The sequence below is a fragment of the Plantactinospora sp. CNZ320 genome, from assembly GCF_002846275.1.
Genome location: NZ_PJMP01000001.1, coordinates 1761989 through 1784356, shown reverse-complemented (window position 1 = coordinate 1784356; position 22368 = coordinate 1761989). Strand labels below are relative to the sequence as shown.

Below are 22368 nucleotides of genomic sequence, written 5' to 3'. Positions count from 1 at the left end.
CCGGCGCCTGGTCTTCGCGGTACGGCGCAAGGATGTGGGAGGCACGCGTGGCGGTCACGGACGAGGCGATCGACAAGATCAAACAGATGATTGTCGCCGGTGAACTGCGTCCCGGTGACCGGCTGCCCCGGGAGCCCGACCTGGCCGAACGACTCGGCCTGTCCCGCAACTCGCTGCGGGAGGCGGTCAAGGCGCTCTCACTGATCCGGGTCCTCGACGTACGCCAGGGCGACGGGACCTACGTGACGAGCCTCGATCCGGCGCTGCTGCTTGATGCGCTGACCTTCGTCGTCGACTTCCACCGCGACGACACGGTGCTGGAGTTCCTGGAGGTACGCCGGATCCTGGAACCGGCCGCGACGGCGCTGGCGGCGCAGCGGATGACCGAGGGGCACCTGGCGAAGCTGCGGGGTGTGCTGGACGGGCTCGGTGAGGACCCCAGCATCGACGAACTGGTCGCCAACGACCTGGAGTTCCATCGGCAGATCGCGGCGTGCGCCGGCAACAACGTGCTGACGTCGCTGCTGGACAGCCTCTCCGGCCCGACCACCCGGGCCCGGATCTGGCGGGGGCTGACCCAGGAGGGTGCGGTCAGCAAGACCAGGGAGCAGCACGCGGCCATCCTGGACGCGGTCGCGTCCGGGCAGCCGGAACTGGCCAGGGCCTGGGCGACCGTGCACATCGCCGGGGTGGAGGAGTGGCTGCGCCGGGTCCTCTGAGCCGGCTGGCCGGCCCCCTTGCCGGAGCGCGCGAGCGTCCCAGGGAGCCGGCCAGACCGGCTGCTGCGTCGAGCCGGGCAGGCTGCTGCATCGAGGTACGTCAGGCGAGGATTGTCACCCTGCCCCAGACGTGCCGGTGATCCGAGCAGGGTCCGCCGCACTCGTTGGAGATGGAGACGCTGTCCGAGTCGTAGGCGCCGACGTACTTGTTGTCCCGTACGAAGATCAGGTCGAGCTTCTTGCCCTGGTCGCAGAGTCCTCCGGTGTGCCCGGGTGGCGAGGTGGTCTCGCCGTAGCCGTAGCAGCGGGAGTCGGTGTCGTCGAGTTCCCGGTAGCGGCCGGTGTTGTCGTGGTTGTTCGGGTGGTCCAGGGTGGTGGAGTACCACTGGTTGATCCGGCCGTAGTGCGGCTGCGCGTTGAAGTCACCGGCGATGAGCACCGTGTGCCCCGCGGCCTCGAACTCCTCCATCCGGGCCAGGACGAAGTCCAGTTGGACCCGGTTGATGTTGGGTACCCCGTTGAGTCCGGTTCCGAGGTGCGTGATGTGGGTGGTGCAGAACTTCACCGTCGGCCGGTTCTGCGGCGGCGCGCAGAGCAGCTTGCGCTTCTCCATCCGGCCGTCGTCGGGCAGCATGAGGCGGGTGGCGTTGCCGAACGGCACCTTGCTGAAGATCGCGATGCCGCTCTGCGAGTAGTTGCAACTGCCGTCGTCCCCGGTCGGGTTCGTCTTCTCGAAGCGTGAGAAGTTTTCCGGGTCCTGCATCCAGTTACGGCGACGCAGCTCCTCGATCACCGCCGTGTACTGGCCCCGGCAGAGCTCGTTGAGTGCGAAGAAGTCGACGTTGGCGTTCTGCGCGGCGTTGACGACGACCTTGGCGAGTCCGTTGGTCGTGGAGCCCCGGTGCAGCTTCCAGCCGGCGACGTTCCAGGTCATCACCCGGTAGGTCACCTGCTCGGCGGCGGACGCCGGCGCGGATTGGACCGCGACGACGTTGAAGGGTGTGATCAGGGCCAGGGCGGCGACGATCACCGCGGCTCTCCTGGGCAGGCGCATCACGTTCTCCGTTCTCTCCTGCTCGGGTCGGTCTATCGCACAGGAAGTCGACAGTGGACACCGGTGAGCCCGCGGAGGACCGCAGCGAATCGAATGACTGGTCGACGTCCGGGGTGGTGCTCGGAGTGGCAGGGCTCGGCTCCACCCGTGCGCTGGCAATGGTCGCAAACCTGAGCGCCCTTGGCAATATCCTACGTAGAGCTCCCGCTCGCTGAAGGAAAGCTTAAAGCGACGAAGTCGACAATTCACCATCGCCTGGTCCTTCCTGGTCCGCCGTCCCCCTGGTCACCATTGATCATCTTTGCTGGTGGGTTGCGTCCACAGGTCCCGTAACTGCAAACTACTGCCAGTGCTAGGTCGACCCCGGTAAATATTCTCCACCGTTGGCCTATGGTGATTGGGAGCATCGCAATGACTGTCTCTCGCGCACGCTCCACTCGTGACCCCGACCTCGGGGAAGCGGACTCGATGGACTTCCGAATCCTGGGCTCCTTCGAGTTGCTGATCTCCGGTCGGCCGGTCGAGCTGACCTCGCCCAAGCAGCGGGCACTGCTGGTTGCCGGGCTGCTCCAGGCCAACCAGGTGATCTCGGTCGCCCGGCTCGTCGACGCCATCTGGGGCGAGAACCCTCCGGCGACGGCCCCCGCACTGGTGCACACCTATGTCTCGGCCCTGCGTCGGGTGCTCCGTCGGCCGACGCGACAGCCGGTGATCGTGACTCGGTCACCGGGTTACGTCGTCTCGGCCGAGCCGCACCAACTCGACCTGCACCGGTTCTCGGTGTTGCTGGAGCGAGGTCGCGACGCCGCGAAGCGTGGCGATCACCAAGCCGCCGCGACAGCGCTGCGCCTCGCGCTCGACCAGTGGCACGGTCCCGCGTTGGACGGCCTGGACACCCCCCTGCTGCGCACCGAGGCCGTCCGACTCGACGAGTTGCGGATAGCCACCGTGGAGGAGCGGATATCCGCCGAACTGAAACTCGGCCACCTCAGCCCGCTCGCGGCCGAACTCACCGGGCTGGTGGCCACGTACCCACTGCGGGAAACCCTGCGTCTCCAGCTGATGCTCGTACTGCACCAACTCGGCCGCCGGGCAGAGGCGTTGCAGGTCTATCAGCAGGGGCGCGACGTACTCCGGCGCGAACTGGGTCTGGATCCCAACGCGGAGTTGCAACGGCTGCACCGGGCGATCCTGCGCACGGATCCCACCGCGCTCCTCCCGGTGCCACGGGAAACGGCTGTCTCACCCATCCCCGTACCCGTGGCGGCGCGACGGGTCGGTGGTGCCGACCTGCCCGGCGCCCCGGTGCCGCCGACGGACCGCCGCAGCCGCACCGGCACCCCCACCCCGGCGCAGCTGCCTCCGCCGGGCCCGCCGATCCCCGGCCGGGACAGAGCGCTGTACGAGGTGTGTAAGGCGCTGCTCTCCGCCGGCACCGCGCACCGGCCGGTGGTCTGCTCGATCTCCGGTCGAGCCGGCGCCGGGAAGACCGCCCTCGCGCTACAGGCTGGGCACCGGGTCCGACAGGCGTTCCCCGACGGGCAACTCTTCGTCTCACTGCGCGCCGGCTCGCACACCGCCGATCCCCGCGCGGCTCTGCACCGGATGCTGGCCGCCCTCGGGATCGGCGAAGAGAGCCTTCCCGGCGGCCAGGACGAGGCAGCCGCGCTGCTACGCAGCCTGCTCTCCGGGCGCAGGGTGCTCATCGTGCTCGACGACGCGGCGGGAGAGGCCCAGGTCCGGCCGTTGCTGCCGGCCCAGCCGGGCTGCGCGCTGCTGGTGACCAGTCGTCCGGCGCTGCCCGGACTGGACTGCCAGGCACGGCTCGTCGTCGACGCGCTGTCCGAGGCGGACGCGGTGGTGCTGCTCGGCCGGTTGGCGGGCGAGGAGCGTGTCCACCTCGACTCGGCCGCCGCCGCCGAGATCGTGCGGCTCTGCGGAAACCTGCCACTCGCGGTACGCATCATCGGGGCCCGGCTCGCCGCCCGGCGGGACTGGCCGTTGTCCATACTCGCAAACCGGTTGCGGGACGACCGTCGCCGGCTGGACGAGCTCTGTGTGGGCGATCTCGCCGTACGGTCCAGTCTCGACCTCAGCTACCAGGCCGTTCCCGAACCGGATCGTCTCGCGCTCCGGCGGCTCGGGCTGCTCGACGTGTCGGATTTCGCTGGCTGGCTGCTGGCGCCACTGGCGAGGGTTCCGATCGTGGAAGGCGAACAACTGGCGGAACGGCTGGCCAACGCCAGGCTCCTGGATCACATCGGAGTCGGGCCGGACGGGCATGCCCGGTACGCCATAGACGACCTGGTCCGGCTCTACGCTCGGGAGCGGGCCGAGGCCGAGGAACCGGCGGACGAGCGAGCCCGGGCGGTACGGCGGGTGCTGCGATGCGCGACGGATCTAGCCCTCGCCGCCCGGGGCTGTTGGCTACCGAACCGGGCCGGTCACACGTGGTGGCGGGGATTCCGGCGGGGCACCCGGTACCGGTTCGACCGGGAATCGGTCGCCCGTCTGGTCCGTAGCCCGGACGACTGGCTCCGCGCCAACCGCAAGACCCTTGCCGACCTCGGCCGGCAGACCGGCGGTTCGGGTCTGACGCGGGAGGCGAGGTCACTGGAGAACGCGCTGTCCTCGCCGGCATCCGCCGTCGGTGCGGACGGCGGGTGCCTGTCCCAGGCTCCGGGCGCATCCTCCGTGCCGTCAGGCCGGTGGGAGAGCCGGCTGGAATGGCCGTCGGCCCGGTCCAGGGGGTTGGACCGGGCCGACGCCACCGGCCGAGACGCCTGTTGTAATACCTGACGATCAGCGGAAGTTGCCGACGCCGGCCCAGTCGGGGGCGCCGATGCCTGGGCCTCGGCGTTGGGTCCAGTTGGTGAAGGTGGTGCCGTTGGATTCGGCGCTGTGGATTGTTTCGTTGGGGTAGAAGTAGAAGAGGTCGTCTTTGCCGTCGTGGTTGTGGTCGCCGACGCCTGCCCATTTGGGTATGCCGATGCCGGTTACTTCGCCGACGGTGGCGAAGGTGGGTCCGCGTAGGGTGAAGACGGTTCCGCCTTGTTGCCAGGCGATTTCGTCTCGTTGGCCGTCGCCGTTGAAGTCTCCGACGCCGGCCCAGTCGGGGGTTCCTAGTCCGGGGCCTCGGCGGCGGGTCCAGTTGATGAAGGTGGTGCCGTTGGATTCGGCGCTGTGGATTGTTCCGTCGGAGTAGTAGTAGAAGAGGTCGTCTTTGCCGTCGCGGTTGTAGTCGCCGACGCCTGCCCATTTGGGTATGCCGATGCCGGTTACTTCGCCGACGGTGGCGAAGGTGGGTCCGCGTAGGGTGAAGACGGTTCCGCCTTGTTGCCAGGCGATTTCGTCTCGGAAGCCGTCGCCGTTGAAGTCTCCGACGCCTGCCCAGTCGGGGGCGCCGATGCCTGGGCCTCGGCGTTGGGCCCAGTTGATGAAGGTGGTGCCGTTGGATTCGGCGCTGTGGATTGTTTCGTTGGGGTAGAACCAGAAGAGGTCGTTTCGGCCGTCGCGGTTGTAGTCGCCGACGCCTGCCCATTTTGGTATGCCGATGCCGTTGACGGAGCCGACGGTGGCGAAGGTGGGTCCGGTGAGTGTGTAGATCGTGTCGCCCTGCAACCAGGCCACATCACCACCGGTCCGGCTCCGACCGGTGTACGGCCACACGTTGTCGACGATGATCTGCGCGTCACCGGCCTGCGGCTGGTACCGGCTGGGATACGCCGACACCTGGACCCGTTGGCAGATCTCACCGATAGGGGCGCTCATCCAGCCGTTGTTCGGGTACAGCGCCAGCATCCGGTTGAGGAACGCATTGGTGGCCCACGTCGGATCGAGGCGCTGGGCGGCGGAACCCCAGGACGCGCGCTGCTGGAAGAGACCGAGGCTGTCGTGATCGACCGTCTCCGCCACGTTGTCGATGCTGCTCTCGACGATTGTCGTCGTGATGGCGATGACCGCCGCCCGCTGGTGCAGGCCACGGTCCCGTACCGCCCTGACGACCATCCGGGCACAGGAGACCCGGTACGCCGTCATGTAGCCGCGCATCTTGGCGCCGAGCTGCTGGTTGAGTCGATTGGCCACAGTGGCGTCGGCTGCGGTGGGTCCGGCCGGATCGCACGGTGCCGTTCGGTACGCCACCCCGATGTCTGTGATACCCGGGACGTCAGGATGGGGTTCGGCCGCGGCCGGGGCGGCGGGCAGGACCAACCCCGCCGCGATCAGGACGCCGGCCAACGCATGTCGGACGAGATGGTGCCGGACCATGGGTGCCTCCCGAGGTCAGATCGGGCGCCGTCCCGGCGCCCGGATGCCGTTCCCCGCGACCGGGGACGGGATGTGCCGGGGAAATACTGGGGCGCGACCCTCCAGCGCCCCTGTATTCCGGCGGTAGCGTCACTGCAGGCGATTTCCGGGTCGGTAGGTAGGGCTCGGATCCGCCCGGCTGCCACCGGCTCTGCCGATCCGGGCGCCCGCCATTTCTCAGGCGCCCGGAGGGGATTCAGCGGAAGTTGCCGACGCCGGCCCAGTCGGGGGCGCCGATGCCTGGGCCTCGGCGTTGGGTCCAGTTGGTGAAGGTGGTGCCGTTGGATTCGGCGCTGTGGATTGTTTCGTTGGGGTAGAAGTAGAAGAGGTCGTCTTTGCCGTCGTGGTTGTGGTCGCCGACGCCTGCCCATTTGGGTATGCCGATGCCGGTTACTTCGCCGACGGTGGCGAAGGTGGGTCCGCGTAGGGTGAAGACGGTTCCGCCTTGTTGCCAGGCGATTTCGTCTCGTTGGCCGTCGCCGTTGAAGTCTCCGACGCCGGCCCAGTCGGGGGTTCCTAGTCCGGGGCCTCGGCGGCGGGTCCAGTTGATGAAGGTGGTGCCGTTGGATTCGGCGCTGTGGATTGTTCCGTCGGAGTAGTAGTAGAAGAGGTCGTCTTTGCCGTCGCGGTTGTAGTCGCCGACGCCTGCCCATTTGGGTATGCCGATGCCGGTTACTTCGCCGACGGTGGCGAAGGTGGGTCCGCGTAGGGTGAAGACGGTTCCGCCTTGTTGCCAGGCGATTTCGTCTCGGAAGCCGTCGCCGTTGAAGTCTCCGACGCCTGCCCAGTCGGGGGCGCCGATGCCTGGGCCTCGGCGTTGGGCCCAGTTGATGAAGGTGGTGCCGTTGGATTCGGCGCTGTGGATTGTTTCGTTGGGGTAGAACCAGAAGAGGTCGTTTCGGCCGTCGCGGTTGTAGTCGCCGACGCCTGCCCATTTTGGTATGCCGATGCCGTTGACGGAGCCGACGGTGGCGAAGGTTGGTCCGGTGAGTGTGTAGATCGTGTCGCCCTGCAACCAGGCCACATCACCACCGGTTCCCCGCGTACCGCAGTTCCGGCTGGTGATGGTCTGTCCGGCGCCCACCCGGATGGTGACCTCGCTGCCGTTGAAGATGGATCGTACGGTGTTGGACGGACTGTCCGCCCACTGCTGGTAGTGCAGGTGCGGTCCGCTGCTGTCGCCGGTACTGCCCACCCGGCCGATCTGCTGGCCCTGGGCCACGTTGTCACCGGCCTTCACCGCCGGTCGTTCGATCATGTGCAGATAGGTGGTGCCCCATCCGTTCGCGTGGGCGATGTTCACCATGTTGCCGCCGCCGGAGTCCCAGCCGGCGTACGTGACCCGGCCGGCCGCGGACGCCACGATGGGACTGCCGTTCGTCGTTCCACCTACCCGGGTGAAGTCGATGCTGTTCACGTTCGGGGAGTGGCCGTTGTACGTCTGGCCGAGCCATTGCTGGCCACACGGGAACGGCATCTGGAACAGGGGCCGGACACCCGCCGCCGATGCGGGCGCCACCGGTGCCGCCACACCGATCATGGCCGCCACGACGGCGAATGCCACCCGTTTGAGCGTTCTCACCTTCACCGATCGACTCCTCTCCTCGCCGGGATCCAGGTTCTGGCCCCGTCAGTGAAGGGGAGGAGACTGCAAGCGCACTCCAGTCGTCATGACGGCGCCTGTAGTCGCGCTACCGGGAGATTGCAGAGTTTCGCGACAGGATCCCGCCCACAGCAGTCGGTGCGTGCCGTGGGGCGGAGGCTGCGTGCCGTGGGGCGGAAACCAGGACACCGTCGACAACGGTTACCGGAACGGCCTCGGTTCAGGTTCGTGTCCAGGCGACGACGCCGTCGGGGCCCGGCCCGGCATGCCGTGGCTCCGATACCGCTGGCGGCCGGCGAGCAGGGCCGCGAAGACCTCGTGGAGCGCGGGTGCGGCACCGTCCGGCGGCCGGGAGACCGTTCGGGTCAGCCGCCGCTCGGAGAGCGGCCCGCCGAAGAACGGTCCGACGTTGCGGAAGACGACGTACCGCTGGCGGTCGGCGTACACCCGGACCTGGCCGTTGCGAATCCCCATCAGCAGGTCGACATGGGCGATCCGCGACCAGTCCAGGTGCTGCCGGCGGACGATCCCGGTCCAGGTGATCCCGGCTCCGTCGACATACAGGCGGCGCTGGGAGGCCCGCCAGCAGAGCACGGCCAGCGCCGAGAACAGCACGGCGAAACCGGCCGTCATCGCCGCGTCCGCCGGGGTGAAGTCCGGCGCCCAGATCGACGGTGACCGCGAGTCGCGCCAGCTCCGGACTCCGGCGACGACGGCGGTCCCGGCCAGCAGGAGCAGTGCGGTGGCGACCAGTCGGTAGCCGAAGTCGAGGGTACGGCTGCGGAAGATCAACATGGCCCGGCCAGCTTAGATCCGGGCCCGGCTCCAGCGCACGCGCAGGTGGGCACGGACCGGGGCCAGATTGTCGGCCGGCGGTCCACTGCCGTCAGTCGTCCGCGGTGGCGGATGCGTAGACGCCGGCTCGGGCCGCTGCCGCCGCCGCCTCGGCGGCCCGGTCCGCCGCTGCCTGGTCGACGGGATCTCCGCTGACCAGCAGGCGGTAGTAGAGGGGCGCCGAGACGGCACGGACGACCTCGGCCGCGTCCGTACCCGGTGGCAGTTCCCCCCGTTCCACGGCCTGTCGCACGCAGGGAGCCCACTCGGCGATGCGGACGGCGTAGAAGCGGTGCAGCGCCTCGGCGGCCCGGTCGTCACAGGTCGCGGCGACGATCACCGCCCGGAACAGCGCGCCCTGGCGTGGGTCGGCCAGGGTGCGCTGCACGAGCCGGGCGTTTGCGCGCAGATCCTCGATCAGCGAGCCGTTGTCGGTCCGTGGCAACGACTGCTCCGCCATCTCCACGAGCAGGTCGGCGACGAGACCGGCGACCGTACCCCAGCGGCGGTAGACGGTCGTCTTGCCCACCTCGGCCCGGCGGGCCACGTCGGCGAGGTCGAGACGGTCGAACCCGTGCTCGACGAGCGCGTCGCCGGCGGCGCGGAGCACGGCGGCGCGGACCCGGGCGGTGCGTCCTCCGGGCCGGATCGTGCCGAAGGTCATAACGGGTCTCCAGTTCCCTTAAGTGCCGGTCGCCTGCTAGCGTACCCAGCGTCTTAAAGGAACTGTAGTTCTATTAGCAACCGGAGGGCGTTATCGTGGAGTACCGACGACTTGGGGCATCCGGGCTCACCGTGCCCGCGCTGAGCTTCGGCGCCGGCACCTTCGGCGGTTCCGGACCGCTCTTCGGCGCCTGGGGCAACACCGACGCCCGCGAGGCACGACGCCTCGTGGACATCTGCCTGGACGCCGGCATCACCATGTTCGACACCGCCGACGTCTACTCCGACGGCGCCTCCGAGGAGGTGCTGGGGCAGGCGATCAAGGGCCGGCGCGACGCCGTTCTCATCTCGACCAAGAGCGGCCTGCCCACCGGGGACGGGCCGAACGACGCGGGCACGTCACGAGCCCGGCTCATCGGGTCGGTCGACGCGGCGCTGCGCCGACTCGGCACCGACCACATCGACCTGTTCCAACTGCACGCCTTCGACGCCGGAACCCCGGTGGAAGAGGTGGTGTCGACACTGGACGACCTGGTCCGGGCCGGCAAGATCCGCTACCTCGGCGCCTCCAACTTCGCCGGCTGGCAGCTCATGAAGTCGCTCGCCGTCGCCGACCGGGACCATCGCCAGCGGTACGTGGCGCACCAGGTCTACTACTCGCTGATCGGCCGGGACTACGAGTGGGAACTGATGCCGCTGGGTCTGGACCAGGGCGTCGGAGCCGTGGTGTGGAGCCCGCTCGGCTGGGGACGACTCACCGGCAGAATCCGGCGTGACACGCCACCACCGTCCGCGAGCCGGCTGCACGCGACCGCCGCCTACGGACCGCCGGTCGACGACGAGCAGCTGTTCCAGGTCGTCGACGTCCTGGAGGAACTGTCCAGGGAAACCGGCCGGGCGGTACCGCAGATCGCGGTGAACTGGCTGCTCGGACGACCCACTGTGGCGACCGTCATCATCGGTGCCCGCAACGAGGAGCAACTGCGGCAGAACATCGACGCCGTCGGCTGGGCACTCACGCCCGAGCAGACAGCCCGACTCGACGCCGCCAGTGCCCGGAGCGCGCCCTACCCGTACTTCCCCTACCAGCGGCAGGAGGGCTTCGCGAGGCTCAACCCCTCGCCGGTCCCGGTGGCCAGCTGAATTCGGCACCGGCCGGCGCCCACCCGCGTACCCGGTGGGCGCCGGCCGGCGTGGTCGCGGCTGACCGTGCGGTCGGACGGCGACCCGTGGCTCTGCCGGCGCGGTGTTCAGTCGCGGGCCACGGCGTAGCCGAGCATCACGGCGGCGGAGACGACGATGTGGTCCGGGCGAGATCCTGGTACAGCTCGGCCTCTGCTCGGGCAGCGGCGACGGCCTTGCGTCGGGCCTCGGCCCGTAGCTCGCGCTTGGCGACGACGTCGAAGTCGACCCCCTCGATCTCGTTGGCGCCGGGCGCGACCCGGTGCGGGAAGGCGGGAGTTCTCAGTGCAGGCCGAGGCGGAAGACCTCGAACCCGGCCGCGTACCTGACGCCCAGGCGGTTGCCGGTCTGCCGGGAGATGCCCTCCAGGAACTCCTCGGGGTCGAAGTCACCGGTGCCGAGGCCGCGCAGGTAGGCACCGTGCGCCTCGAGTGAACGGACACCCAGCTCGAACGTGTCGGTGGTGTCGACCGCGTGCCTCGACAGCGGTGAACCGGCCGCCCACACCTCCCGGACCCCGCCCCACCGCTCCAGACCCTCGTCGAGCTGCTCGCGGAACACCCAGCGGTTGGCCGCGTCGCGCACCGCGTCGAGTACGGCCCGACCGGTGACGATGTGGTCGGACATGTTCAGCGCGTCTCCGCCCTCGTCCCAACTGTCCCGGAAGTTGTTGGTGATCACGATCTCCGGCCGGTACCTCCGGATCACCCGGCTCAGGTCGCGGCGCAGCGCCACACCGTACTCCAGTACGCCGTCGGGCAGCCCGAGGAAGTCGACCTGGGACACCCCGACGATCGCCGCGGAGGCGCGCTGCTCCTCCTCGCGAACCGGCCCGGCCTCGGCCGGATCCATCCCGTCGATGCCCGCCTCCCCGCTGGTGAGCAGCACGTAGGTGATCTCCTTGCCCTGCCGCGTCCAGCGGGCGACGGCCGCGGCGGCGCCGAACTCCAGGTCGTCAGGGTGGGCGACGATGGCGAGCCCGCGCTGCCAGTCCTCGTCGACCGGTCGCAGCGGGTTGGGGACCGTGGGCGTGTCAGCAGTCATGGGAACCATCTTTACTCGATGCCGGCCCGTGCCCGTGCCGTGGACCCGTGCTCGGCGGCGGTGCGGATCCCTGCTCGGCGGTGGGGATTCGTGCCCGGCGGTGCGGATCCGTACTCAGCGGCGTGGGTCGACGTGGATCTTCGGGGCGGCACCCCAGGCGGGATCACGCTCGCCGCGCAGTATGCCCGCCACCTCCGGCAACCCCACCGTCGCCGCCACCAGCGGGCGCGGGTCGACCGCCCCCGAGGCGTACAGCTCGATGGTGCCGGCGAGTCCGCCGGAGGCGCTGAGTACCCCGACCGCCGTCACGTCAGTGAGCACCAGTTCGCGGGTGTCGAGCAGGCTCGGGCGCTCGGCGAGACCGATGTAGACGATCCGGCCACCGGGCTCCACCCGTCGCGCCGCGTACCCGGGCATCCGCTCGTCGTTTGTGGCGTCGACCACCGCGTCGAAGGCGAGTTCCGCCGGACCCGGCAGGGTCTGCGCCGTCCAGGCGTACCCGAGGCCGAGCCGGCGGGCGAGGTCGAGTGCGGGCTCGTCCCGGCCGAGCAGGTGCACCTCGGCGCCCCGGGCCGCCGCGATCTGCGCCACCAGCAGCCCGATGGTGCCCGGTCCGAGCACCAGCAGCCGGCGGTCGGGACCGACCTGTGCCGCCTCGACCGCCCGCAACGCGTTGCCGCCCGGCTCGACCAGCGCGCCGAGCGTGGCGTCGACCTGGTCGGGGAGCGGGTGCAGGGCACGGACGGGTACCGGCAGCCGCTCGGCGAGCGCACCCGGCCAGCCGCCCCGGATACCGATCTCGTGCCGGTCGGCGCAGAGGTGCTGCCGCCCGCCGAGACACCGCGTGCACCGGCCGCAGCCGAGCATGGTGTCTCCGGTGACCCGCCGCCCCAGCCAGTCCTCCGGCACACCGGGTCCGACCGACGACACCACACCGCACCACTCGTGGCCGATCCGCAGTGGATAGTGGGCGTCACCGCTGTGCAGGTACGCCATCTGCCCGGAGAAGAACTCGGCGTCGGTGCCACAGACACCGGCCCGCAGTACGTCGACGACGACCTCGCCCGGACCGGCGACCGGGGCCGCGACCTCGCGTACCTCGGCGACACCCGGGCCGGTCACCACGAAGGCACGCACCGTCAGACCACCGCCCCGGACCCGACCCGACGCTGCGCTGCCGGTGCGATCCGGCGAGGACGGCGTAGCCCGTACCCGAAATTGTTCTTGATAATGGAGAGTATGCCTGCACTCCGGAGCGACCAGTGGTACGCCGGCTCGGACCGCAACGCCTACCTGCACCGCGCGTGGATGCGCCGTGGTGTGCCGGACTCGGCGTTCCAGGGACGGCCGCAGATCGCGATCGCCAACACCGCGTCGGACCTCACCCCCTGCAACCGGCACCTCGACGAGGTCGCGGCCAGTGTCGCGAACGGGATCTGGGAGGCCGGCGGTGTGCCGCTGAACCTGCCTGTGGTGTCGATCGGGGAGACGCAGGTCAGGCCGACCGCGATGCTGTGGCGCAACATGGCCGCGATGGCGATCGAGGAGATGATCCGGGCCAACCCGATCGACGGGGTGGTGCTGCTCGGCGGCTGTGACAAGACGATCCCGGCGCTGCTGATGGGTGCCGCCTCGGTCGATCTGCCGGCGGTGGTGGTGCCGGGCGGCCCGATGCTGACCGGCACGTTCCGGGGCGTGCCGCTCGGCTGCGGCACCGATGTGTGGCGGCTCTCCGAGGAGGTACGTGCCGGCACGCTCTCCCCGGAGGGCTTCCTCGACTCCGAGTCGTCCATGATCCGCAGCCGGGGCCACTGCAACACGATGGGTACGGCCTCCACGATGGGCCTGCTCGCCGAGGTACTCGGGATGACCCTGCCGGGCACCGCCGGCCTGCCCGCCCCGGACAGTCGGCTGCTGGCCCGGTCGCACGGCACCGGCAGGCTGATCGTGGAGATGGTCGCGGCACAGCGCCGGCCGAGTCAGGTGTTGACCGAGGCGTCCTTCCGGAACGCGATCGTCGCGCTCGCCGCGCTGGGCGGTTCGACGAACGCGGTCGTGCACCTGCTGGCGATCGCCGGTCGGCTGGGCGTGCCGATCACCCTGGACGACGTCGACCGGCTCGGCAGCGGGGTACCGCTGCTGGTCGACCTGCAACCGGCCGGCCGCTTCCTGATGGAGGACTTTCACCGGGCCGGTGGGCTGCCGGCGGTGCTGAACCAGGTTGCCGAGCTGCTGGACCCGGCCGCGCTGACGGTGACCGGCCGGCCGATCGGCGACTATCTGGCCGGGCACGAGATCAGTGACCCGGAGGTGATCCGCACCCGCAGCGCGCCGCTGATGCCGGACGCGGGGATCGCGGTGCTGCGCGGCAGTCTGGCACCGGCCGGCGCCATCATCAAACCCGCCGCCGCCTCGGCACACCTGCTGCGGCACCGGGGCCGGGCGGTGGTCTTCGACTCGGTCGAGGACCTGCACGCCCGGCTCGACGACCCGGATCTCGACGTGGACGCCGACTCGGTACTGGTGCTGCGCGGCTGCGGACCGAAGGGCTATCCGGGGATGCCGGAGGTGGCCAACCTGCCGCTGCCGGAGAAGCTGCTCCGCCAGGGGGTACGCGACATGGTGCGGATCTGCGACGGCCGGATGAGCGGTACCGCGTACGGGACTGTGGTGCTGCACGTGGCGCCGGAGGCCGCCGCCGGTGGGCCGTTGGGTCGGGTACGGACCGGTGACCCGATCGTGCTCGACGTGCAGGCGCGCCGGCTCGACGTGGACATCCCGGCGGCCGAGTTGGCGGCCCGGCCGGTCGCCGAGGCGATGGCGAACGCGTTCGCCCAGCCGACCCGGGGCTGGGAACGGCTCTACGTCGACACCGTGCTCGGCGCCGACACCGGTGCCGACCTGGCCTTCCTCGTCGGGGGCAGCGGCGACCGGGTGGCCCGCGAGTCACACTGACCCGCGGGCTCCGGGGTCGAGCGGACCGCCCGGACACCGCCCGCTGGCCACGGCGGACGGTGTCCGGGCGGTTGCCCTCGCTACAGTCTGGCGCCGGTGTTACCGGTAGGTGAGGTCGGACGAGGAGTAGATGCAGTTGGTACCGTCGGCGCCGGTGCCGACCTGGGTGGGTTCGTCACCGTCGTCGTTGCCGTTGTACTTGCGGCAGATCACCATCGACCGGCCGGAGTCGTTGACGATGGTGATCCCGCTGAACCGGGCGGTGTCGCCGTAGTTCACGTTGATTCCGGCGATCGTGTTGCCGGGCCGGGTCAGCGTGACGTTGCGGATGACGACGTTGCGCCGGTGCTGGGTCGAGCAGTTGCCGCAGGACCGGTAGAAGGTGCCGAAGTTGCTGGCCTGGAAGTTCTGGATGGTCAGCGTGCCGGGCCCGTTGTGCTGGAAGACCTTGTCGCTGGCGCTACGCGCGCCGCCGCCGTCGACCAGGAAGCTCGGCGAACCGCTGCCCCGGAAGGTGGCGGCGTCCTCGCCGACGTCCTCCCACCAGACGTTGCGCAGGGTGCACGGGCCGGAGCAGTGCACCCCGTCCCCGGCGGGGGCGCCGATGATGACGTTCTGCAGTGTGGCGCCGGAGGCGAGGCTGAACATCGGATCCTGGTCCTCTTCCTGGCCGCCGTCGCCGATGCAGCAGTACCGGCGCATGCCGCCGTCGAGGGTGCCGGAGACCGAGATGGTGCCGTTGACCCCGACCTGCCCGGTCGGGGTGGGCCAGCTACCGGTCGGCGGGGGGTTCGTCGGCGTACCGCCGCCGCTGACGGTGTTCAGCCGCCACTGCTGGTTGGCGCCGTTGAGGTCGGCGAACTGGGCGATCGGGGCGCCGTCGGCGGTCGACCACTCCCAGACGTCGAGTGCCTTGTTGCTGTGTCGGTTGATGAACCGGACGTGGCCGCCGTCGGAGTCGGCCAGCCGGAAATGCTGCCGGGTGTTGTTGTTGTCGGTCATCTGGACCAGCCGGGCGCCGTCGTCGGCGTTCGGCAGTTCCAGCACCTTGCCGCTGTGCACGGAGCGGATCCGGTAGTAGCCGCTGCCGGCGTCGACGAACCGCCACTGCTGGACGGCCAGGTCGTTGCGGGCGTACTGGACGATCGGCGCACCGTCGTTGGTGGCCCAGTTGTAGACGTCGAGCGCCTTGCCGCTGTGCCGGGAGACGATCACGTAGGTGGCGTTGGTGTCGACGGTCGCGGCCGAGGCGGTACCGACGTCGACGACGCCGATCGTCGCCACCGCGGCGAGTGTGGTCGCGCCGGCCAGGACTGCCGCCCGCCAGCGTCTGGCGGGCCGGGCGATGCCGGCCGGCGCCATGGACTGTGTCATTTCGGAGGACCTCCGGGAGCGTGGGTGGTGGGTCGGGACTAGGAACGCGCTTTCCTGTCGATGTCGGAATTTCCCCTGGCGATCAACCTCCATTGCTGGTCGTGCGGCCCGGAGCCGGGACACCGGCTCGTCAGCTGGCCGGGGCGTCGGACCTGATCCTCACCCGGTGGTCCGGCCACCGATGGTGGCGCCGGGACCGACCGTTCAGGGCGGCCGCCGTGTCGGCGCCGCTGGAGCGGGACTGTAGTAGAGCCATCGACGGTCGTCCAGATGACAGCAAACTTTCACCTGCTAGGCGACGTGGTCCGAATGGGACGGACCGTCGGGAACGCCGCCCGCGCCGACCCGGGTGGCGCCGCAACGGCCCGCCGGCTACGTACGACATGGACCGACATGCAGGCCGTTGCCCGGTTGGACGGTTGTGTGATGTCGAAAGGACAACGGTGGTTGTCCATGGCCGTGACGTCGCATAACGTCCCTGTCGTTGCCCGAGTATCCGGACGGATGCGGGCGGTGATCGCTTCGCCACACACGCGCGGAAGGGGAGGGACGTGCAACGACTGACAGCCAGCGGGGGGAAGAGATGGGCAGGCGGGCGAACGCGCCTGCTCGCGGCGTCGGTGCCCGTGCTCCTGGTCGCGGCGGCCGGGATGGCGGTCAGCGGCGCCGGGCCGGCGAACGCTGACCGGGGGGCCCGGTTCACGCCGACCGAGCGGGACTACTACATCAACTACGTCGACCCGAAGGTCGAGCGGCCCAGCGACGGCCCCGAGGTGGTGGTGAAGGACGGCAAGCGCGAGGTCAAGCGGGCCAAGCCGGACCCGGTCACCGCGTTCGGCCGGAAGTTCGCCGAGGGCAACCCGGTGGCGGCCCGGAGCCTGGCCAGGACCGAGGCCGAGGCGATCCGGACCGGAAAGAACCCCCGGCACATCCGCTACAAGCAGGCCGAGGAGACACAGGTCGCGAAACTGCTGACCATCCTGGTCGAGTTCAATCCCGACGCGGACGACGACTTCACCGGCGTGATGGTGCCGCGGGCCACCTTCGACGACGCGACCACGCCGGAGAACGAGCGCGAGTGCGTGCCCGGCAACGTCCAGAACGGGCCGCTGCACAACAACATCCCGAACCCGGCGAAGGCCTCCCACCCGGACAACAACTCGATGTGGGTGCCGGACTTCTCGACCGAGTTCTACAACAAGATGCTCTACAGCCGGGAGGGCATCACCGAGCGGGTCCGCACGGACCTGCGCGGCCCGGACGGCCGGCGCGGCATCGACCTGCGCGGCTACACGATGCGCAACATGTACCTGGAGATGTCCAAGGGCGCCTACACGGTCGCCGGCGAGGCGACCCCCTGGGTGACCGTGCCGCACTCCGAGGCGTGGTACGGCGCCGACACCTGCACCCAGGCCGACGGTGAGTGGGTGGCCGGAGCCAGCCAGGACATGAACGGGCACCCGGACAACCCGGCCGGCCCCGGCGCGCTCGGCGTCGACGCGGTGAACGTGCTGGCCGCGCAGAACCCGGACTTCCCGTGGGCCGACTACGACATCGAGGACGTGGCGGACGCCGACGGCGACGGCAACCTCAACGAGCCGGACGGCGTCATCGACCACCTGGTGCTGGTGCACGCGGGTGAGGACAAGTCCGGCGGTGGCGGCGCCGAGGGGCCGTACGCGATCTGGGCGCACTCGTCCGCGATCGTGCCCGGCCACACCATTCCGGGTACCGACAAGATGATCAGTAACTACATCGTCCAGCCGGAGGACTCCGGCGTCGGTGTCTTCGCCCACGAGTACGGCCACGACCTCGGCCTGCCCGACCTCTACGACGTCGGCTCCGGCGGTGACTCGGACGTCGACTTCTGGGACCTGATGTCGTCCGGCTCGCACACCGGCCCGATCTTCCAGGGCATCCCGACCCACATGGGACTCTGGGACAAGTTCGTGCTCGGTTGGGCCGACCCGGTGATCCTCAACCCCGGTGACGACCCGGCCCGGGTCAAGATCGGGCAGACCTCGCGGACCCCGGTCGGCACCGAGGACGGGGTCCGGGTGAACCTGCCGACCAAGCAGATCACCCTCTCCACCCCGCACAGCGGCGAGGGGCAGTGGTGGACCAACAACGACCAGTCCTGGGCCGACGTCCGGCTGACCCGCACCCTCCAGGTGCCGGCCGGCTCCGACGTGCGGTTCTGGCTCTGGAACAACTACTCCATCGAGGAGGACTGGGACTACGGCTTCGTCGAGGTCTCCACCGACGGTGGCAGCACCTGGGCCGAGCAGAAGGTCTTCGACGCGGCCGGCAACCTCGTCTCCACCGACGACGGTGACCCGGACCCGAACGGCCGGCTGCACGACTACGGCGACAAGAAGTACGGCCTGACCGGCAGCACCGGCGGGCAGTGGCGGCACGACTACGTCAGTCTGAGCGGCTTCGCCGGCCAGACCGTCCAACTGCGGCTGCGGTACGCCACCGACGCCGCGTTCGAGGACACCGGCTGGTTCACCGACGACTTCTCGGTCACCGCCGACGGTACGACCGTCTGGTCGGACGACGTGGAGAGCGGTGCCAACGGCTGGACCGCGACCGTCGGCACCTTCACCAACACCACCGGCACCGGCTGGGCCATCTCGCCCGGCGAGTTTTCCTACGCGCACTACTACCTCGCCGAGTGGCGTAACCACGACGGCTTCGACGAGGGCCTGAAGTACGCGTACCAGACGAACTACAACCGGGACGGTGCCTGGAAGGTGGACCGGGTGCCGTACAACGCCCCGGGCATGCTGGTCTGGTACCGGGACACCAGCTACGGCAACCTCAACCTGGTGCTGAACAACCTGTACGACCCGCCGAGCATCGGTGCCAAGGGCGGTCTGCTGATCGTGGACTCGCACTTCGACCCGTACCGCCGGCAGGGCACGGCTGCGGAGAAGGACCCGTCGGGGCTGAACAACCTGCCCTCCCGGCCGCAGTCGTCGAACGCGGCGTTCGGCTTCGGCAGGACCTATCCGTTCACCGAGTGTTACGAGGCGCCGAACGAGCCGTTCAGCGCGTACTGCACCAAGTTCAAGGCCCAGCCCGGAGTCAGGGCGTTCACCGACGCCAAGGGCTGGTACCCGGGCATCGAGTACCGGCCGGACCTGGACGCGGAGAGCCCGCTCTTCTTCCGGGACGCCGACGCGTCGGTCGTGGTGCCCTCCGAGGGCAACGCGCCCTACTCGGTGCGGACCGTGGACCGCAACGGCAAGCCGGCACGCAGCCAGTACGGCCTGGACCTGGGTGGCGGTGTCGTCACCGGTACCGGCAACCCGGGTGACGCCGGAGTGAACCTCGGCGTCCGGTTCGAACTGCTCCAGCCCGGTCACCGCAACCAGTGGGCGGTGGTGCGGGTGGTCCCACCCGCCGCACCGTAACCACCCACTACCGGCCAGATCCACCGGTCTCCAGGGGCCGCCGCCAGCATCCAGCCGGCGGCGGCCCCGCCCGTTCTGCGTTCCTCGTGTCCGGCCGGCGGCGACGGTGCTTCCAACACCGGTCAGGAGTTGCCGCTTCTCCTCGGCGCTTCAGGTCGCCTCATCCGCCCGGCCCCGGCCGCCCTGGTGTCCTCGGCACCTCCCGGCGACGGGGGAGGTAGCGGCAGCGCCCGGGGCGGCACCGGGGTGGAGACCACTATCGAGGTGGTCGTCTGTCCGAAGAGGAGGAACCGGTCGATGATCTCCTCCAGCTCGCCGATCGACGGGGCGTGCACCTTGAGGACGAAGCAGTCCTCGCCGGTGAGCCGGTGGCACTCCACCACCTGCGGCGTCTCCCGGGCGGCCTGGCTGACCCGGGGAACCTGACCGGGGCCGGGTCGGATGCGCACCAGAGCGGTCACCGACATGCCGAGCGCGGCGGGGTCGACCTCCATCCGGTAGCCGGTGATCACGCCGGCCGACTCCAGCCGCTGCACCCGCTCGGTGACCGCCGGGGCGGAGAGCCCGACCCGGCGGGCGAGTTCCGACATCGACAGTCGCGGGTCGTCGTGCAGTTCCGTCAGCAGGCGCAGGTTGCGGTCGTCCAGGAGGCGCGACCGGGCGTCGAAAGAGTTGTCGCCATTCGGCCTGGGATCTGTAGGCAAGTCGCCTCTCCCGCCTTGATTTTGACATTCACAGCTCGGGCACTGGTTCGGAAGATACTCCTATGCAGGACGTACGGGAAAACTCTGGGCCGCCCCGACCCGCTCCACCGGCCGGCCGGCTGTACCGGCTGCCGGTCCCGGCCTTCGTCGCGGCGCTGCCGGTACCGGCGGTCCTTGCGGTCAGCGCCGTCTTCCACTATCTCGGTCCGGCGTTCGCCGTGCTGCTCTTCGCCCGGCTGGACGTCCTCGGGGTCGTCTGGCTGCGGATCGCCAGCGCTGCCGTGGTGTTCGCGGTCTGGCGTCGGCCGTGGCGCCTGCTGCGCAGGTCGACGGCACGGCAACGCCGGATCCTGCTCGCGCTCGGTGCGGTGCTGGCGGCGATGAACACCATGTTCTACCTGGCGATCGAGCGGCTTCCGCTGGCCACGGTCGGCGCGGTCGAGTTTCTCGGCGTCATCCTGCTGGCCGCCGCCGGGGTACGGAGCCGGCGCAACGCGGTCGCGCTCGGGCTCGCCGTGGCAGGCGTCGCCGTACTCACCGAGATCCGGCTGGCCGGCGAGCCGCTCGGGTTCGTCTTCGCCTTCGCCAACTGCGCGCTCTTCGTGCTCTACGTGATGCTCGGACACCGGGTCGCCAACCAGGACCTGGGCGACGGCCCCAGTGGACTCGACCAACTCGGCGCGGCGATGCTTGTCGCCGCCGTGCTGACCGCTCCGCTCGGCCTCGCCGCCGCCCCCGCGTTCGGCGATCCCACCCTGCTGCTCGCCGCGATCGCCGTGGGGATCTGCTCCTCGGTCATCCCGTACGTCGCGGACCAGTTCGCGATGGCCCGGCTGCGCCGGGCGACCTTTGCCCTGATGTTGAGCGTCCTGCCAGCCTCCGCCACGGTCGTCGGCCTGCTCGTCCTCGCCCAACCGCCGACCGGCGGGGACCTGCTCGGGGTGGCGCTGGTGATCGCCGCGCTCGTGGTGCACCAGCAGCCGGCCGAGCCCTCACCAGCCATACCGCACCGGCAACCGCGCAACCGCCCCGACCGGCGGCGCCCCGGTTAGTCCCCACCCGCCTACCGGACCGTTCGGAGGCCGTCGAGTGCCGCCCGGAGCAGGGCGACCGCCGGCGGGATCTCGGCATCGGTGATGTTGCCGTAGCCGAGGACGAGTGCAGGTGACCCGCCCCGCCGCACCCGGTACGCGTCGAGGTCGGCCAGCCGCAGTCCGGTCTTCTCGGCCCCGGCAACCACCGCCGAGGTGTCGGTGCCGTCCGGCAGGTGCAGCAGGACGTGCAGCCCGGCGGCGGTGCCGGCCACCCGGCCCTCCGGCACCCGGGCGGCGAGTTCGCGCAGCAGCAGGTCGCGGCGGGTACGGAACCGGCGTCGGGCAGCCCGCAGGTGCGTGTCGTACCAGCCACGGTCGATGAAGGTGGCCAGGGCGAGCTGATCCAGCACCGGCGGGGGTACCGCGACGGCGTTCGCCGCCCGCAGCGCCGGCGACAGGGCCGGTGGCGCCACTGTCCAGCCCAGGCCGAGGGCGGGGGAGAGGGTCTTGCTGACCGAGCCGACCAGGAAGACCCGGCGCGGGTCCAGGCCCTGCATCACCGCGATCGGCCGGCGGTCGTAGCGGAACTCGGCGTCGTAGTCGTCCTCGACGACGTACCCGTCGACCGCCCGGGCCCAGCGCACCAGTTCGGCCCGGCGGTCGGGGCTGAGCATCGCCCCGGTCGGAAACTGGTGTGCGGCGCCGACCACGACCGCCCGCACCCCGGCGGTCCGGTTCAGCTCGGCCACCCGCAGCCCGTCGTCGTCCACCGGGACCGGGACGGTGCGCAGCCCGGCGCTCACCGCCGCCTCCTGGAGCCGGCCCCAGCCCGGTTCCTCCACCGCCACCTCGGCGATCCCCTCCGCCCGCAGCATCCGGCAGATCCGGACCAGTCCGTCGGTGATGCCGGAGCAGACCAGCACCGACCCGGGCTGTGCGTCGGCGCCGCGTGAGCGCCGCAGGTATTCGGCGAGCGTGCCCCGCAGCGCCGGATGGCCGGCCGGATCGGGTGGGCCGAGGTCGTAGCGCGCGGCCGAACCGGTGACCGTGTGCACCGCCTCGGTCCAGCGGCGACGGGGGAAGGCGCGCAGGTCGGGCAGGCCGGGCGCCAGGTCGAAGCGCAGCGGTGGCAGTACCGGCCCGGGCACCGCGCGGCGGCGTGCCGGCGCGGTCTCCGGTGACCACGAGACCCGGGTGGCCGAGCCGACCCGGGCCGCGAGGTATCCCTCGGCGACCAGTTGCGCGTACGCCTCGGTCACCACCCAGCGCGAACAGTCGAGTTCCTCGGCGAGCGCCCGGCTGGGCGGTACGGCGGCGCCGGTGGCGAGCCGGCCGTCCCGGATCGCGGCCCGCAACGCCCGGGTCAGCCGGTCGTGCAGGGGGCGCCGGACCCGCTCCCGGGACTCGATCTCCAGCAGGGTGGCCCAGGCGGAATTGGTCTGGAAATCTGCCACGACATTGGAGCGTACCGCCCG

16 protein-coding genes and 1 pseudogene are annotated in these 22368 nt (G+C 70.4%); 6 read left to right on the top strand and 11 right to left on the bottom strand.

Annotated elements, in window-relative coordinates; all coding sequences use genetic code 11:
- The first annotated feature begins 47 nt into the window (after positions 1-47).
- The gene (locus CLT71_RS07695) at positions 48-719 is read left to right on the top strand and encodes a FadR/GntR family transcriptional regulator (RefSeq protein ID WP_101371241.1); all 672 of its coding nucleotides are present in this window, start codon (positions 48-50) and stop codon (positions 717-719) included.
- A 100-nt stretch (positions 720-819) separates the two neighbouring features.
- Here CLT71_RS07695 and CLT71_RS07690 read toward each other — a convergent pair whose 3' ends face one another.
- Positions 820-1773 (bottom strand): endonuclease/exonuclease/phosphatase family protein, encoded by a 954-nt coding sequence (locus CLT71_RS07690; RefSeq protein WP_101366499.1) that lies wholly within the window; start codon positions 1771-1773, stop codon positions 820-822.
- A 468-nt stretch (positions 1774-2241) separates the two neighbouring features.
- Here CLT71_RS07690 and CLT71_RS07685 point away from each other — a divergent pair, with 468 nt between their 5' ends.
- Complete coding sequence (locus tag CLT71_RS07685; protein WP_158242202.1) at positions 2242-4572, top strand: AfsR/SARP family transcriptional regulator; 2331 nt, start codon at positions 2242-2244, stop codon at positions 4570-4572.
- 3 nt (positions 4573-4575) lie between these two features.
- Here CLT71_RS07685 and CLT71_RS36395 read toward each other — a convergent pair whose 3' ends face one another.
- The 4 genes from CLT71_RS36395 to CLT71_RS07665 all read right to left on the bottom strand — a co-directional run bounded on the left by CLT71_RS36395 (position 4576) and on the right by CLT71_RS07665 (position 9182).
- Positions 4576-5781, bottom strand: coding sequence for an FG-GAP repeat domain-containing protein (locus CLT71_RS36395; protein WP_486483125.1), 1206 nt, complete (start codon positions 5779-5781; stop codon positions 4576-4578).
- Between the two features lie 496 nt (positions 5782-6277).
- Complete coding sequence (locus CLT71_RS07675; RefSeq protein WP_143743401.1) at positions 6278-7669, bottom strand: VCBS repeat domain-containing M23 family metallopeptidase; 1392 nt, start codon at positions 7667-7669, stop codon at positions 6278-6280.
- 216 nt (positions 7670-7885) lie between these two features.
- Complete coding sequence (locus tag CLT71_RS07670; protein ID WP_101366496.1) at positions 7886-8479, bottom strand: hypothetical protein; 594 nt, start codon at positions 8477-8479, stop codon at positions 7886-7888.
- Positions 8480-8570: 91 nt separating this feature from the next.
- Positions 8571-9182: a TetR/AcrR family transcriptional regulator gene (locus CLT71_RS07665; RefSeq protein ID WP_101366495.1), complete on the bottom strand. Its 612-nt coding sequence runs from the start codon at positions 9180-9182 to the stop codon at positions 8571-8573.
- Between the two features lie 95 nt (positions 9183-9277).
- Between CLT71_RS07665 and CLT71_RS07660 the strand changes: the two genes are divergently transcribed.
- Positions 9278-10324, top strand: coding sequence for an aldo/keto reductase (locus CLT71_RS07660; protein ID WP_101366494.1), 1047 nt, complete (start codon positions 9278-9280; stop codon positions 10322-10324).
- 136 nt (positions 10325-10460) lie between these two features.
- Here the strand turns inward: CLT71_RS07660 and CLT71_RS36390 are convergent, their stop codons facing one another.
- The 3 genes from CLT71_RS36390 to CLT71_RS07650 all read right to left on the bottom strand — a co-directional run bounded on the left by CLT71_RS36390 (position 10461) and on the right by CLT71_RS07650 (position 12544).
- Positions 10461-10649: an SIMPL domain-containing protein gene (locus CLT71_RS36390; protein ID WP_143743773.1), complete on the bottom strand. Its 189-nt coding sequence runs from the start codon at positions 10647-10649 to the stop codon at positions 10461-10463.
- Complete coding sequence (locus tag CLT71_RS07655) at positions 10646-11407, bottom strand: PIG-L deacetylase family protein (RefSeq protein ID WP_101366493.1); 762 nt, start codon at positions 11405-11407, stop codon at positions 10646-10648. Before CLT71_RS07655 ends, CLT71_RS36390 begins: the two co-directional genes overlap by 4 nt.
- Positions 11408-11521: 114 nt before the next feature.
- Positions 11522-12544 carry an alcohol dehydrogenase catalytic domain-containing protein gene (locus CLT71_RS07650; RefSeq protein ID WP_101366492.1) on the bottom strand — a complete coding sequence of 341 codons (1023 nt, stop codon included), beginning with the start codon at positions 12542-12544 and terminating at the stop codon, positions 11522-11524.
- Positions 12545-12646: 102 nt separating this feature from the next.
- On the opposite strand from CLT71_RS07650, the gene CLT71_RS07645 reads away from it, so the two are divergent.
- Complete coding sequence (locus CLT71_RS07645) at positions 12647-14362, top strand: dihydroxy-acid dehydratase (RefSeq protein ID WP_101366491.1); 1716 nt, start codon at positions 12647-12649, stop codon at positions 14360-14362.
- A gap of 99 nt (positions 14363-14461) precedes the next feature.
- Here the strand turns inward: CLT71_RS07645 and CLT71_RS07640 are convergent, their stop codons facing one another.
- Positions 14462-15736 (bottom strand): pectate lyase, encoded by a 1275-nt coding sequence (locus CLT71_RS07640; RefSeq protein WP_486483124.1) that lies wholly within the window; start codon positions 15734-15736, stop codon positions 14462-14464.
- A gap of 620 nt (positions 15737-16356) precedes the next feature.
- On the opposite strand from CLT71_RS07640, the gene CLT71_RS07635 reads away from it, so the two are divergent.
- The gene (locus tag CLT71_RS07635) at positions 16357-19155 is read left to right on the top strand and encodes a M6 family metallopeptidase (RefSeq protein ID WP_486483123.1); all 2799 of its coding nucleotides are present in this window, start codon (positions 16357-16359) and stop codon (positions 19153-19155) included.
- 230 nt (positions 19156-19385) lie between these two features.
- On the opposite strand, the pseudogene CLT71_RS07630 reads toward CLT71_RS07635, so the two are convergent.
- Positions 19386-19859 (bottom strand): annotated as a pseudogene (locus CLT71_RS07630) (Lrp/AsnC family transcriptional regulator); the annotation flags it as partial.
- Positions 19860-19921: 62 nt separating this feature from the next.
- Between CLT71_RS07630 and CLT71_RS07625 the strand changes: the two are divergent.
- Positions 19922-20911 carry a DMT family transporter gene (locus tag CLT71_RS07625; RefSeq protein ID WP_199187545.1) on the top strand — a complete coding sequence of 330 codons (990 nt, stop codon included), beginning with the start codon at positions 19922-19924 and terminating at the stop codon, positions 20909-20911.
- 11 nt (positions 20912-20922) lie between these two features.
- Here CLT71_RS07625 and pdxR read toward each other — a convergent pair whose 3' ends face one another.
- Positions 20923-22347 carry an aminotransferase-like domain-containing protein gene (gene pdxR, locus CLT71_RS07620; RefSeq protein ID WP_486483122.1) on the bottom strand — a complete coding sequence of 475 codons (1425 nt, stop codon included), beginning with the start codon at positions 22345-22347 and terminating at the stop codon, positions 20923-20925.
- Positions 22348-22368: the final 21 nt, after the last annotated feature.